This is a genomic window from Pseudarthrobacter linnaei, assembly GCF_055412825.1.
Genome location: NZ_JBVAYX010000002.1, coordinates 1 through 13,202 on the forward strand (window position 1 = coordinate 1; position 13,202 = coordinate 13,202).

Annotated in this window: 13 protein-coding genes and 1 pseudogene; 6 read left to right on the forward strand and 8 right to left on the reverse strand. The window is 67.2% G+C overall.

Translation table 11 applies throughout. The annotated features are described in order from the left end of the window. Positions 1-74: 74 nt before the first annotated feature. Positions 75-239, forward strand: a pseudogene (locus tag ACZYZ3_RS01870) (IS30 family transposase); the annotation flags it as partial. An 82-nt stretch (positions 240-321) separates the two neighbouring features. On the opposite strand, the gene ACZYZ3_RS01875 reads toward ACZYZ3_RS01870, so the two are convergent. From ACZYZ3_RS01875 to ACZYZ3_RS01885, 3 genes are all read right to left on the reverse strand, one after another. Further along, on the reverse strand, positions 322-810 hold the full coding sequence (locus ACZYZ3_RS01875; RefSeq protein ID WP_463962177.1) for a PTS sugar transporter subunit IIA: 489 nt from the start codon (positions 808-810) through the stop codon (positions 322-324). Between the two features lie 70 nt (positions 811-880). Further along, on the reverse strand, positions 881-2,632 hold the full coding sequence (locus ACZYZ3_RS01880) for a glycerol-3-phosphate dehydrogenase/oxidase (protein ID WP_463962178.1): 1,752 nt from the start codon (positions 2,630-2,632) through the stop codon (positions 881-883). Between the two features lie 74 nt (positions 2,633-2,706). Continuing rightward, positions 2,707-3,843, reverse strand: a complete 1,137-nt coding sequence (locus ACZYZ3_RS01885; protein WP_463962179.1) for a GuaB3 family IMP dehydrogenase-related protein — start codon at positions 3,841-3,843, stop codon at positions 2,707-2,709. A 214-nt stretch (positions 3,844-4,057) separates the two neighbouring features. On the opposite strand from ACZYZ3_RS01885, the gene ACZYZ3_RS01890 reads away from it, so the two are divergent. The 5 genes from ACZYZ3_RS01890 (at position 4,058) to ACZYZ3_RS01910 (ending at position 6,705) form a co-directional block, all read left to right on the forward strand. Beyond that, positions 4,058-4,183 (forward strand): hypothetical protein, encoded by a 126-nt coding sequence (locus ACZYZ3_RS01890; RefSeq protein WP_463962180.1) that lies wholly within the window; start codon positions 4,058-4,060, stop codon positions 4,181-4,183. 120 nt (positions 4,184-4,303) lie between these two features. After that, positions 4,304-4,837 (forward strand): hypothetical protein, encoded by a 534-nt coding sequence (locus ACZYZ3_RS01895; protein WP_463962181.1) that lies wholly within the window; start codon positions 4,304-4,306, stop codon positions 4,835-4,837. A gap of 39 nt (positions 4,838-4,876) precedes the next feature. After that, positions 4,877-5,515: a hypothetical protein gene (locus tag ACZYZ3_RS01900; RefSeq protein WP_463962182.1), complete on the forward strand. Its 639-nt coding sequence runs from the start codon at positions 4,877-4,879 to the stop codon at positions 5,513-5,515. 324 nt (positions 5,516-5,839) lie between these two features. Beyond that, entirely contained in the window at positions 5,840-6,202 is a 363-nt protein-coding gene (locus tag ACZYZ3_RS01905; protein WP_463962183.1) for a hypothetical protein, read from the forward strand. Beyond that, on the forward strand, positions 6,199-6,705 hold the full coding sequence (locus ACZYZ3_RS01910) for a hypothetical protein (protein WP_463962184.1): 507 nt from the start codon (positions 6,199-6,201) through the stop codon (positions 6,703-6,705). Before ACZYZ3_RS01905 ends, ACZYZ3_RS01910 begins: the two co-directional genes overlap by 4 nt. A gap of 21 nt (positions 6,706-6,726) precedes the next feature. Here ACZYZ3_RS01910 and ACZYZ3_RS01915 read toward each other — a convergent pair whose 3' ends face one another. From ACZYZ3_RS01915 to ACZYZ3_RS01935, 5 genes are all read right to left on the reverse strand, one after another. Continuing rightward, positions 6,727-8,568, reverse strand: coding sequence for an ABC transporter ATP-binding protein (locus ACZYZ3_RS01915; protein WP_463962185.1), 1,842 nt, complete (start codon positions 8,566-8,568; stop codon positions 6,727-6,729). A gap of 84 nt (positions 8,569-8,652) precedes the next feature. Next, the gene (locus tag ACZYZ3_RS01920; protein ID WP_463962186.1) at positions 8,653-8,781 is read right to left on the reverse strand and encodes a hypothetical protein; all 129 of its coding nucleotides are present in this window, start codon (positions 8,779-8,781) and stop codon (positions 8,653-8,655) included. Positions 8,782-8,820: 39 nt separating this feature from the next. Next, on the reverse strand, positions 8,821-9,018 hold the full coding sequence (locus ACZYZ3_RS01925) for a hypothetical protein (RefSeq protein ID WP_463962187.1): 198 nt from the start codon (positions 9,016-9,018) through the stop codon (positions 8,821-8,823). Positions 9,019-9,355: 337 nt separating this feature from the next. Continuing rightward, positions 9,356-10,867: an IMP dehydrogenase gene (gene guaB / locus ACZYZ3_RS01930; RefSeq protein WP_463962188.1), complete on the reverse strand. Its 1,512-nt coding sequence runs from the start codon at positions 10,865-10,867 to the stop codon at positions 9,356-9,358. 180 nt (positions 10,868-11,047) lie between these two features. After that, positions 11,048-13,108 (reverse strand): acyltransferase family protein, encoded by a 2,061-nt coding sequence (locus ACZYZ3_RS01935; protein ID WP_463962495.1) that lies wholly within the window; start codon positions 13,106-13,108, stop codon positions 11,048-11,050. Positions 13,109-13,202 lie beyond the last annotated feature (94 nt).

Sequence of the window (13,202 nt, forward strand, 5' to 3'; positions counted from 1 at the left end):
CGGCACCTTTACCGCGTTATGGAGTCCACGGCCAAATCCTCGGCGCCTGAACACGGTTGACAAACATAGGAGCGTCCAACCGGCTCCTGCGCCAATACTTCCCCAAAAGCACCGACCTGAACGCCTACGGACCCGAAGACCTCGAACACGTCGCACAGGAGCTCAACGGCCGTCCACGCAAAACGCTCGGCTGGGATACCCCAGCCGAGCGTCTACGTGATTTACTACTAACCACCTAACCAACAGGTGTTGCAACGACCCCTAGAAACCGCCGGGTCCCTACGTGGCGACGGAGTCGACACGAAAGGGCCTGCCCCAATCTCAGTGGTCGAAGAAAACCAGGCTGGAGTTGATAAGTTCCGCGATCACTTCGGGGTCGTAGGCCCGGCGGAGCGATTCGCGGAACGACTCCTTCGACAAGGACCTCGCCAGCGTGGCCAGCACTTCGAGGTGCTCGGAGAAGGAACTGGCCGGGGTCGCGATCAGGAGAACCACGGTCGCCGGCCCGTCGGCGGCGCCGAAATCGAGCGCCCTGCCGTACTTGGTGATGCCGACCGCGATGGTGGTCCGGGAGACGAACTCGCTGCGGGCATGGGGCAGGCCTATGCCGCCGGGAAGGCCGGTCGCCAGCTGGTGTTCCCGGGCGCTGACGTGCTTAAGGAAGCCCGGAAGATCTGAAATGCGTCCGGCGGCGTGCATCCGCTCCGCCAGCTGGGCCGTGGCGTCGAGCTTGTCGGTGGCGTCCATCTCGAGGATCACCATTTCCGGGGTGGTGAGCTCGGCGTCATACCGGTCCAGTGGTTCCGCCAAGAGGTATCCCTTCAAAGTGGCGTCAATGCGCCGGCAGTCTCGGGTCGAGGCTGCCGGCGGACGTTGCCGGTCAGCGCAACGGAACGATGTCCTCGACGCCCAAGCGTGCTGCGTCAGCGGATTCGTCGTCCGGCTGCTCCTGGCTGAGCCGTTCGGCGTCGACCCTGGCCAGGTAGTGCTTGATCTCGCCCTCACGCTGCGCATCGCTCCAGCCGAGGACCTCTCCCATCAGTTTAGCGACTACCGGTGCGGCGGACACGCCGCGGTCCCAGGCCTCGATGGAAATCCGGGTCCGGCGGGTCAGCACGTCTTGCACGTGCCGGGCGCCCTCATGGGTGGCGGCGTACACGGCCTCGGCGGCGAGGTAGTCGTCCGCGCCGGGCAGCGGTTCACCCAGTTCCGGGGTCTCGGTGATGAGCGCCAGCACCTCCCGGGCCATCGAACCGTAGCGGTTGAGCAAATGCTCGATCCGGGCCACATGGACGCCGGTTTCCTCCGCCATCCGGTTCCGCTTGTTCCAGGCGGCCTTGAATCCGGTGGCGCCTAGCAGCGGGATGGACTCCGTGCAACTGGGCGGGACACGTTCGTCCATGCTGCGGGTCGCCTCGTCGACGGCGTCCTTGGCCATGACCCGGTAGGTGGTCCATTTGCCGCCGGCCACAACGACGAGCCCGGGCACCGGATGAGCCACGACGTGTTCGCGGGACAGTTTCGCGGTGGAGTCGTTTTCGCCGGCCAGGAGCGGGCGGAGCCCGGCGTAGACCCCTTCGACGTCCTCGCGGGTGAGCGGGCGTTTCAGGACCCGGTTCACATGCTCGAGGATGTAGTCGATGTCCTTGCTGGACGCGGCCGGGTGGGCTTTGTCGAGGTGCCAGTCGGTGTCGGTAGTGCCTATGATCCAGTGTCGGCCCCAGGGGATGACGAACAGGACGGATTTCTCGGTCCGCAGGATCAGCCCCACGGTCGATTGGAAGCGGTCCCGTGGAACCACCAGGTGGATGCCCTTCGAGGCGCGGACCTTGAGCTGGCCGCGGTCGGTCACCATGGCCTGGGTCTCGTCGGTCCAGACGCCCGTGGCATTGATGACCTGTTTGGCCTTGATGTTGAAGGAAGACCCGTCCTCGTGGTTGACCACCTTCGCACCGACCACGCGTTCGCCCTCGCGGAGAAAAGACACCACGGACATCTGGTTCACCGCGTGGGCGCCATAGTAGGCCGCGGTGCGGACCAGGTTCGCGCAGTATTTGGCGTCGTCGACCTGGCCGTCGTAGTACCGGATGGAGCCGACGAACGCATCGTCCTTAAGGCTCGGCGCTGCCCGCAGGGTCCCCCGGCGGCTCAGGTGTTTGTGGAACGGCACGCCGCGGCGTTGGCCGGTGGAGATTGACATGGCGTCGTACAGGGCGATGCCGGCGCCCACATAGGGCCGTTCAAAGAACGGCTTGGTCAGCGGGTACAGGAAGGGAACGGGCCGGGCGAGATGCGGGGCGAGCGCGGAAAGAATCAGGCCGCGTTCGTGCAGCGCCTCTTTGACCAGCGCGAAATCGAGCATTTCCAGGTAACGGAGGCCGCCGTGGATCAGCTTTGAGGAACGGGAGGAGGTGCCGGCGGCCCAGTCGTTGGCCTCGACGATGCCGACGCTCAGGCCGCGCGTGATGGCGTCCAGGGCCGCGCCGGTGCCGACGATGCCGCCGCCGACGATCAGGATGTCGAGTTCCTTCCCCGGTTCGGTGGTGCCCCTGAGTACCGCGAGTGACGCTTCGCGTTCCGCAGGCCCAAGGGCACCGCCGGCCTTGGGAGAACCGCCGGGAAAACTGTTCATGTCACGCCTCCATCCGTCTCAACGCTCGTAGTGCACCACACTACTTCCAACTTCCCCGGATGGGCAGGGGGCTATCAGTTGCCGGCGTAGGGCGAGACGACGACGTCGACGCGCTGGAATTCCTTCAGGTCCGAGTAGCCGGTGGTTGCCATCGAACGGCGCAGCGCACCGATCAGGTTGGACGTTCCGTTGGTGTGGTGGCCCGGTCCGAAAAGGACCTCCTCGAGCGGCCCGACGGTGCCGACATTGACCCTGTCGCCGCGGGGAAGTTCCAGGTGGTGCGCTTCCTGGCCCCAGTGCCAGCCCTTGCCCGGGGCTTCCTCGGCGCGGGCCAGGGCACTGCCGAGCATGACAGCGTCAGCGCCCATGGCGATCGCCTTGACGATGTCGCCGGAGGATCCCATGCCGCCGTCGGCGATCACGTGGACGTAACGGCCGCCGGATTCATCCATGTAGTCGCGACGGGCAGCGGCGACGTCGGAGATGACCGAGGCCATGGGCGAGTGGATGCCGAGGGCGCGGCGCGTGGTGCTCGTGGCGCCGCCGCCGAAGCCGACCAGCACGCCGGCGGCTCCGGTGCGCATGAGGTGCAGGGCCGGGGTGTATCCGGCGGCCCCGCCGACGATGACCGGGACGTCGAGTTCGTAGATGAACTGCTTCAGGTTCAGCGGTTCGTGCGCCTTGGAGACATGCTCGGCCGAGACCGTGGTGCCGCGGATCACGAAGATGTCGACGCCGGCGGCCACCACGGTTTTGTAGTGTTCCTGGGTTCGCTGCGGGGTGAGGGACCCGGCAACGGTGACGCCCGCGGCGCGGATTTCCGCGAGCCGGGCGGTGATCAGCTCCGGCTGGATCGGGGCCTGGTAGAGCTCCTGCATGCGCCGGGTGACGGCGGGGCTATTGGTCTCGTCCTGGAGCGCGCCGATCTGGTCCAGCACGGCCTGCGGGTCCTCATACCGGGTCCAGAGACCCTCGAGGTCGAGGACGCCGAGCCCGCCGAGGCGGCCCAGGGCGATCACGGTCTCCGGGGACATGGCCGAATCCATGGGAGCGGCGATGACCGGCATGTCGAACTTGTAGGCGTCGATCTGCCAGGCGACGGACACATCCTTGGGGTCACGCGTTCGTCGGTTGGGGACGATCGCAATGTCATCCAGGGAGTAGGCACGACGCCCACGCTTGCCACGGCCAATCTCAATCTCGTAAGTCACTGCTCTAGGTTATCCCAGCCGCGGCGCTGGCCCCGGACCCGGCAGGACGCAGGGTGGCGGCGCAGGCTCCGGGCCCGCTGGACCGGCACATCCCGCGCGTCGGACTCTGCGCGGACGATCCTGTGGCCGCCGGCGCAAAGAAGGGCTGGGGCTGGCTCACGGGGGCGCCCACCTTCCTTAGACTAGGCACAGACCTGTCGCCCGGAAGGCTGTTATGACCACTCAAGACAACGCACCCCTGCTCATCACCGAACATGATGTCGAGGGTGAGGACCTCCCCGCCACTGCCCTGCTTCCTCAAGACCTGGAACAACTCCTTCGCGACGGGCCGGGTCTGTAGTCCGAGATGAGCGTTCCAACTCCTTTCCCCGCCGGCCAGCCCGCGCATCCTCTTGATTACTGGACTTCTCCGGAGCTGGCACGGGTCAGTCCACCCAACGCGCCCTCCCGTTTGCGGCAGTTGGCTGATGCCCAGGGCACCGTCGCTGCGGCCTGGAGCAGCGCCGTCGGATCCGGGCCCCTCGTGCTCCTGACCGGCGCCTTCGTCTCGGCCATGTCAGGGGACCCCGCCTGGGTCTTGATCCTCGGCTTGCTGGGCATTGCTGTGACGGTGCTGGGCCTGGTCTCCTGGAAGCGGGTACGTGGCACACTGCCGAACACCAACAGGCTCCTCATCGCCCGTGGCCCGGGCTCGGCGCGCGGCGGCGGCGTGATGGTGTCCGTGCTGGCCATCATTCTGGGCGGTATCCTGGCCACCGTTTTCCCCGGGATCGCTTCCCGGGGAACTGCGACGCTGGTTGCGGTGAGCGGCGCGTATGTGCTCTTTGTGGCTCTCCTGGCAGCCTTTATCCTCATCCCGTCCGTAGTCCTGGGACGGGCCCGGCAGTCCTTCCGGCGAAGGGTCCAGACGGACCCGGGGCTCCGCACAGCGGTGGAAGGCGATCTGGCCATTTGGCGCGACCCGCACGGCAGCGCGGGTTACGGCCCCCTGTAGAGGACTGCAGGCCTGCGCCGCGGCCGCTACGCTGGCGTCATGGGTAGACTCTGGGTTTTCGACGGCCACATTGCCGGGATCGGAACGGAGTCCGGCCTGCGCGCAGTGGTAGGCCTGTGGCCGCGCTCCCCGTTCGGGCCGTTCGCCGACGCCATGGTCCAGTTGCCCTCCGGCCACCGGATCCTGCTCGCCCCGACGGCCGAGATCGGCGACTTCATCGCAGCGGTCTACAACTTTGACGAGACCCGCGTGGTGGACGTTGCGGCGTCCCACGGTGCCAACGGGCTCCGGGTGGACGCCGGTCCGCTCCGGATCTGTGCCGCCGTCGGCGCCCGGACCCGGCTGGGCACTCTCGCGAGGATGGTCCCCCGGCCCATGGCGGTGCATCCGCGGTGGTTGCATGCCATCAACCCGCTCGCGGCCCGGCTCAGCCAGGGGGTGCGCACCGCGGGCGCCGCGAAGGGCGGGCGGCAGGAGTATTACGGGGTCACCGACCTGCACCGCCTCGATTCGGCGAGCGTCGGCTGGGCCGGCGGCGACGCCGGGCCCCTGTCCGCCATCCGGCCCGCCGTCACCTTTGGATTCAGCAGCGTTCCCCCGGAGCCCAGCCTGGCGCGGGTCCGGACCACCGTGGTTCAGTCGCCGGCCGATGGGAAGAAGTCCCCATCGCAGGGCTGACGGGGATGGACTAGCTTTGGGCGGGGATGAACTCGTTTTTGTCAGAGTCCGGCGGGATCTTGCCCGCAGTAACAATTTGGGGGAATCAATGGCTCCAGTCGTCCATGGAGCGGACAAAGGTGCGGGACGCCCTGGCGGTGACGCGATGACGGGACCGGCTGCGGCTCCCGCACTCGACTACCCGGAGCTCGCCCTCGGCTATGCGCACCGCCGCGCCCGCGTTTTCTTTTTCTGGTGGATGGGCATCGTCTTCGCCTTACCTGGGCCGCGCAGGCGCTCGCTCAGTCCGCGACTGGCCAGAGTCCGGAGGATGGCCTAATTCTGGTGGGTCTGGGGCTGTTCTTTTCCGGGGTTGGCTGGCTGGCGACTATTGCCCCGCGGTTCACGCGCAAGCCGCCGCGGCCGGCCACGGACTTTGCCCGCACCGAACAGTCCATCCGGATCGCCCCGGGCGTCGCAATTGGCTCAACGGCCATGATGCTGGCCATTGTGGTGGCGTGCATGGCCCTCCTGCCCAGGGGAATGTCGCCGGAGGTCCTGCCCGTCCTGGCGTTTCTGGCAGCCTGGCCGCCCGCGGTCGGGGCCGGGTTGCTTTATTCGCGCCACCTGCACGCGCAGCGGGAACGTTTATTCAAGCAATGGCTTGCTCGCCCTGCCGCCGGCTCCCGCCCGTCGGTGACCGCATGACAGGCCCGGGCACCGGCGTGGTACCCCGCGAGGAGGCGTTCGGCTTCGCCCAGCGCCGGTCCTGGGTCTTCTCCGCCTGGTGGTACCCCGCGGTGCTGGCCGCTTCCGGGGCCGTTTATGCCGGTCTCGCCGCGGTCCTTGGCCAGAGCCCGGAAACCGGGATTGTCCTGGCACTCCTGGGAACGGTCCTCGCGGCTCTGGGATGGGCCGTCACGGCGTGGCCGCGGTTCACCCGTAAACCTCCCAAGCCCGCGGCGGATATCCCCCGGGTGGAACAGGGAATCCGGATTACTCCCCTCGTGATTCGGACGATCCTGATCGTCAGCCTGGTAGGTCTTGGCGCCCTGGTGTTGTTCACGCCCAAGGGCGGCTCACCTGAAGTGTTGCCTCTGCTGGGGATGCTGGTGATCTGGCCGCTGGGCTTCGCCGCGGGCCTCGCCTATACCCGGCGGCTCATGCTGGACAGCGCCGGGCTCTACGCGCGGTGGCTGGAACGCCGCTGACAGGACTGCCCAGGGACCTGCTCAGATGCCTTCGGCCTCGTCCACGGTGAGCTGGGACTCGAACATCCGGAAGTAGCGGCCGCGCAAAGCCACCAGTTCCTTGTGGGTGCCCTGCTCCACGATCCGGCCGTCCTCCAGCATGTAGACGACGTCCGCCTTCTCGATCGTGGCGAGCCGGTGGCTGATGGCGATGATCGTGCTGCTGCGGTCGGCGAAGAGCCGGGTGAAGATGCGGTGTTCCGCGAGCGCATCGATGGCCGAGGTCGGCTCGTCCATGACCATGAACGGGGCATTGCGGTAGAAGTTCCGGGCCATCGCGAGGCGCTGCCACTGTCCGCCGGACAGCCCGCTGCCCTTCCGTCCGCGCGGATCTTCCATCCAGTTGCTGACGTGGTTGTCCAGGCCGTTGGGCAGTTTGTTGATGAACTCGAGGGCTTCGGCGTCGGCCGCGGCGCGGCGGATCCGCCCGTCGTCGCGCGGTGAATCGACGTCGCCGAAGAAGATGTTCTCCGCCGCGGTGGCGAACTCGTATTTCAGGAACTCCTGGCTGAGCACCGCCAGATGACGGTGCCAGGACTTAACGTCGACGGCGGCGAGGTCGACGCCGTCGAGCAGCACCTGCCCGGAGTCCGGGCGGTAGAGCCCGGCGAGGATGCGGATGAGGGTGGACTTGCCGTCGCCGTTCTCCCCCACGATCGCAATGTGCTGGCCTTCGCGGATGGTCAGCGAGATGCCCTTGATGACTTCCAGTTCGCTGCCCGTGTAGGTGAAGCGGATGTCCCGCAGCTCCACGGTCCCGGGCGCCTGCAGCAGCGGCGGGGCCTGGTCGGAGGGGACCGGCAGCGCCATGAACAGCTCGTAGTCCTTGAGGTTGGCAAGGTCCTCGTCAATGGAGCTGAGCGAGGAGACGAGGCTGTTGGCGGTGGATAAGGCCCGGCTGACGATCTGCTGCACGTAGAGGAACTGGCCCACCGTCTGTGCGCGGGCGATGATCTGCCCGACCACCCAGATCAGGGACACGACCTCGGCGCCGTACTGCAGGGTGTCCGCGGCGAGCTGTTTGGGGATGTAGCGCTTCTGGAAATCCAGCCGGCGCTTCTCGTCGGCGTCCCGCAGCCGGGAGCGGAGCCGCATCAGGTATCCGACGATCCCGTAGAGGCGCATCTCGGCGATGTGCTGCGGGCGCAGGAGGTTGGTCTCGATCATCCGCCGCTGCCGGCGGGAGTCGATCTGGGTGTTCCAGTGCGCGATCTGCTCGCGGGAGAGCCTGAACTGCAGGTAGACGCTGGGCACGATCGCCACGAGCACGATCACCGCGATCCACCAGCTGACCAGCAGCAGCGCGCCGATCGCCAGAATCACCGAGACCAGCTGGGTGAAGATGGCCGCGATCCGGTCCAGGACCCGGGCGTAGGAATCGGAGAAGCGCTTGGCCCGGTCGTACAGGTCAACCGTTTCCTTGTCGTCGTAGCGCCAGAATTCCAGCGCCAGGAACCGCTCGTACATGAGGTCGCCCACGATCGCGCCGACCTTGAAGCTCATGAGCTGCTGGATGTACCGGTCCACACTGCTGAAGGCGCCCCAGAACAGGCCCAGCGCGGCTGTGATGATGACGTAGACAATGGCCTGCTGGCCTGCGGTGGCATCGCCGGAGTAGGCGGCCGCGAGGGCAGTGGTGGTCAGCGCCGCGAAGTAGGTGGTGACCAGCGGCAGCAGCGCCGAGATCAGCGAGCCCACAACCTTCATCACAACGGCGGCGGGCGAGGCCCGGAAGCTGACGCGCAGCACCTGCGCCACGGCCCGGGCGTAGGGCCTCAGCGCGAGCTTGCGCTTGGGCTCACGGGCGGGCCTGAGTTCGGACATGCCTCCAGCCTAGTTTGCGTGGCTGGACTCGGGGCCGGGGGTTCGTGTGTCGCCGCCTGCCACCAACGTCCGTGGTTAATTCGTTTAGTACTTCTCGCCGTATTGGTAGTCCGGGAACTCGAAGCAGGCGCTGAAGCTGTCGATCTGGAGCGACTCGGGGGTGTCCCAAAAACCAACGATCAGGTGCGTCCCGTCCTCGTGGAGGAGGTCCACGGTGCGCTCGCCCTGGCCGCCGGTGCGGTCTTTCGCCGTTCAGTCCGGTTCTTCGGACACAACCTTCCGCACCCCGTCGAGGAAACTCGGACGGTCCATGCCGGGGTGGAGCTCGACCTGGCCCGTTCCGGCCCATTTCTTTGCTTCCCCACCGCATGGCATCAGGCTGGAGGTGTCGTTCTCGAAAACCGAGACGACCAAATCGGCCGGCACCGTCCCGATGATCTCGTGCTGCACGGCCAACAGCCTGGACTTGGCAGTTTCCAACGTTGGCGGAGACTTCGCTTCTGTCCCTTGTGCTCGTGAGCCTGCTCCTGCACCGCAGGCGGACAGGCCAAGGCAGAGGCTGACGGCAAGGGCCACGCACCCCATCCGGGCCAGGCGGGACAGCCGGCTGCTACAGCGCACGAATCTCACTTCCGACATCTTCCAGGGCGGGCCATTCAGCCTGCGCCGAGGTGCCGTCTCCGGGGAATCCCGGAACCGCCGGCCAGCCTTGAGGCTACCGCACACAGAAAGAAGCAGGCGATGGGGAGAGGTCCCAATCGCCTGCGCCTCGTGGCTGCTGTGCGGTTTAGCGCGAACCGTAGTTCGGTGCCTCCACCGTCATCTGGATGTCGTGCGGGTGGGATTCCTTGAGCCCGGCCGGGGTGATCCGGACGAACTTTCCGCGGGCCTTGAGCTCGGGAATGGTCGGGGCGCCGGTGTAGAACATCGTCTGGCGGAGACCGCCGACCAGTTGGTGGGCCACCGAGGCCAGCGGGCCGCGGTAGGCCACCCGGCCCTCGATGCCTTCCGGGATGAGCTTGTCGTCGCCGGAGACGTCGGCCTGGAAGTAGCGGTCCTTGGAGTAAGAGGTGTTCTTGCCGCGGGTCTGCATGGCCCCGAGGGAGCCCATGCCGCGGTAAAGCTTAAACTGCTTGCCGTTGACGAAGATCAGGTCACCCGGGGACTCGTCGCAGCCGGCGAGCAGGGAGCCGAGCATGACGGTGTCCGCGCCGGCCACCAGGGCCTTGCCGATGTCGCCCGAGTACTGCAGGCCGCCGTCGGCGATCAGAGGCACGCCGGCCGGGATGGCGGCCTTGGCCGACTCGTAGATGGCGGTGATCTGCGGTACGCCGACGCCGGCGACCACCCGGGTGGTGCAGATGGAGCCGGGACCCACACCGACCTTGATGCCGTCGGCACCGGCGTCGATGAGCGCCTGGGCGCCTTCGCGGGTGGCGGCCTGGCCGCCGATGATGTCGACGTGCGCGGCCACCGGATCGGACTTGAGCCGGCGGATCATGTCCAGGACACCCTGGGAGTGTCCGTTGGCGGTGTCGACGAAGAGGGCGTCCACCCCGGCGTCGACCAGCGCCATGGCCCGCTCCCAGCCGTCGCCGAAGAACCCGATGGCAGCGCCGACGCGCAGCCGGCCTTCGTCGTCCTTGGTGGCCAGCGGATACTGCTCGGCCTTCGTGAAGTCCTTGGTGGTGATGAGGCCCTTGAGCCGGCCCTGCTCGTCAACGAGCGGGAGCTTTTCAATCTTGTTGGTCGCCAGCTTGTGCGCGGCTTCCTCGCGGCTGATGCCGACGTGCCCCGTGACAAGGGGCATCTTGGTCATAACGTCGCTGACCAGTCGGATCGGGAAATCCGCTTCCGGGACGAAGCGGGTGTCGCGGTTAGTGACGATGCCCAGCAGCCGCATGCCCTCGTCCACGACGGGCAGGCCGGAAACCCGGTAGTGCGAGCAGATTTCGCTCAGCTCGGCCAGGGTGGCTTCCGGGCCGATGGTCAGCGGGTTGGTGATCATGCCTGATTCGCTGCGCTTGACCCGGTCAATCTGGTCCGCCTGGTCGGCGATGGAGAGGTTGCGGTGCACGACGCCGAGGCCGCCCTGGCGGGCCATCGCGATTGCCATCCGCGATTCGGTGACCGTGTCCATCGCTGCGGAGAGCAGCGGGGTCTGGACCGTGATGCGCTTGGAGATCCGGGAGGACGTGTCGGCCTCGGAGGGGATGACATTCGTGTGGCCGGGCAGCAGCAGGACGTCGTCGTACGTCAGGCCGATGAAGCCGAAGGGGTTGTGTTCGGGCTGGGTCATGAGTGCGCCTCTTACCTTGGTTACGGGTTTCACGGGTAGGGGTTGCAACAGATGACCAGCCCGTCATTACGGGCATGGCCTGTGCAGAAGTGTTGAATAAATACTAGAACCTTGGCGGCGATCCCCATATTCCGGGGCAGTAATGTGAGCTACGGCACCGGCCGGACCGGCGCCGACGTGTCACGTCCAGCCGGTGGCCGCCAGCAGGCGCTGTTCGAACATGGGGATCATGCTCTGGACGTACGTCTTGGTCAGATGGTTGTCGTCCTTGTAGACGTACACATTCCCGACGACGGCCGGGCAAATCCCGCCGGCGCAGATGAAGTCACTCAGGTCCATCAGGTGCAGACGCGGCACCTTCCCCCGGTAGGCGTCCAGCGGGGAGGACGCTGCCAGGGATTCCTGCAGCGGCACCCGGCATTTCGGTGCCTCCGGGCCGTGCTTCTGGACGCATTCGGGCATGTCCATGGTGAAGCGCGGGTTGTCGCGGACACCGACCACGTCCATGCCGGCATCGGTGAAGGCCTTGATGCCTTCGAGGTACTGCGGCACCTCGGTTTCGAAAGGCACGTCCTTGTGCGTCAGCGAGGCGACGGTGAAGACCGCGTCGGGCTTGTGGTCCAGGACGTACTGGGCGCTGGCCCGGTTGAACGCGTTGCACTCGGCGTCCCGGTCCGGGGATTCGCCGCCGAAGCGGCAATTTCCCTTCAGGAGGGCCACGACTTCCCAGCCGCGGTTTCGGGCGATCGGGCCAAGCGCGGCCATGTACTGCTGGGCATGGGAGTCACCGAGCACCACAATGCGTTTCGTGACGGTGTCCGGGCTGCTGTCCTGCAGGCATCCCGCGAGCAGCGGATCCGCCGGGACGTTCCCGGCCGTACACCGCCCGTCGATATCCGCCCACTCGTTCTTCATGGCGACCGGAGCCGGGATGATTTTCGCGTCCGGCGTCGGCTTGCCCGCATTCTCGGGCGCCAGGGCGGCCGCTCCGGGTGTCAGTTCCCTCGGCTGCGCCGCGGCCGCGGCCTCGTCTGCCAGCAGCTTGCTCTCCCACACCGACACCGGGCCGGCCAGCAGCGCGCCGCAAGCCGCGATCACGACGGCGGTGCGCCAGGCCCGGCGCTGCGGCCAGTGCCACTCGCGCAGCGGCTTCTCCACGAACCGGGTGGTCAGCACAGCCAGCACCATCGAAGCAGCAACGATGGCCAGGCCCTGGATCAGGTTCGGCGTGGTGATGCCCGTCGCGGCTAGGGAGAGCACCAGCAGCGGCCAGTGCCAGAGGTACAGGGCATAGGAGTTGTCCCCGAGTTCCACCAGCGGCTTCCACGTCAGGAAGCGGTCCACGCCGACGCGGCTGCCGCTCTGTCCGGCGACGATGATGGCAGCCGCGGCCAGGGTCGGCCACAGCGCGATGAAGCCGGGGAAGGAGCGGTCCACGGTGAGCAGCAGGCCGCAGGAGAGCATCGCGGCGAGACCGCCCCAGCCGAGGACTAGCCGCAGCGCCTTGCCGGGCTTGAGGTGCGGCAGCGCCAGCGCCAGCAGCGAGCCGAGAGCGAACTCCCAGAGCCGGGTGCGGGTGTCGAAGTAGGCGTAGGACTGGTTGGTGGCGGTCTGCTCGATGGAGAACACCAGCGACACCGCGAAGATCGCCCCGAAGGCCGCAGCCAGGAGGGCAGAATAGCTGACCCGCTCCCCCAGCCGGGTCCGGCGCAGGAAGCGCAGCAGCAGGGCAGCTGCGGCGAACACCAGCGGCCAGAGCAGGAACACCTGGCCCTGGATGGACAGTGACCAGAAGTGCTGCAGCGGGCTGGCCCCGGCGTGGTCCTGCGCGTAGTAGTCGACGGCGGTGTCCGCGAGGAGCCAGTTCTGCCGGTACAGCAGCGAGGCCCAGGCCTGGTCCAGCACGTCCGGCCAGCGGCTCTGGGGCAGGACCACGCTGGTGCCGGCCAGCACGCCGAGGATGACCACCACGACGGCGGGCAGCAGCCGCTTAAGCAGGTGGAGCCAATGGCTCAGGAGCCGCAGGGGCTGGCCGCCCTCGACCTTGCGGGCAAAGCTGAGCGTCATCAGGAACGCCGAAATCAGCAGGAAAATGTCGACCCCGCCGGAGACCCGCCCGAGCCACACGTGGTAGCTGACCACCATGAGGACCGCGAGGGCACGGAGGCCCTGGACTTCGGGGCGGTAGCCCGATTCTGCGCGGGACTGCGACCCTGCCTCCGCTGCCGGCGGGCCGGCCATGGTTCGCTCAATCGACACTCGGGACCCTCCAGGCCGGTTTCCAAAGCCTCAATGTTAGCGAGCCGTAATTTCCCTGGCCAATCACGGCGGCGCG

Bases quoted from the DNA above. Each gene is read 5' to 3' on its own strand.
- ACZYZ3_RS01880 (WP_463962178.1), bottom strand. From the start codon at position 2,632: ATGAACAGTTTTCCCGGCGGTTCTCCCAAGGCCGGCGGTGCCCTTGGG.
- ACZYZ3_RS01890 (WP_463962180.1), top strand. From the start codon at position 4,058: ATGACCACTCAAGACAACGCACCCCTGCTCATCACCGAACATGATGTC.
- ACZYZ3_RS01900 (WP_463962182.1), top strand. From the start codon at position 4,877: ATGGGTAGACTCTGGGTTTTCGACGGCCACATTGCCGGGATCGGAACG.
- ACZYZ3_RS01910 (WP_463962184.1), top strand. From the start codon at position 6,199: ATGACAGGCCCGGGCACCGGCGTGGTACCCCGCGAGGAGGCGTTCGGC.
- ACZYZ3_RS01915 (WP_463962185.1), bottom strand. From the start codon at position 8,568: ATGTCCGAACTCAGGCCCGCCCGTGAGCCCAAGCGCAAGCTCGCGCTG.
- guaB (WP_463962188.1), bottom strand. From the start codon at position 10,867: ATGACCCAGCCCGAACACAACCCCTTCGGCTTCATCGGCCTGACGTAC.
- ACZYZ3_RS01935 (WP_463962495.1), bottom strand. From the start codon at position 13,108: ATGGCCGGCCCGCCGGCAGCGGAGGCAGGGTCGCAGTCCCGCGCAGAA.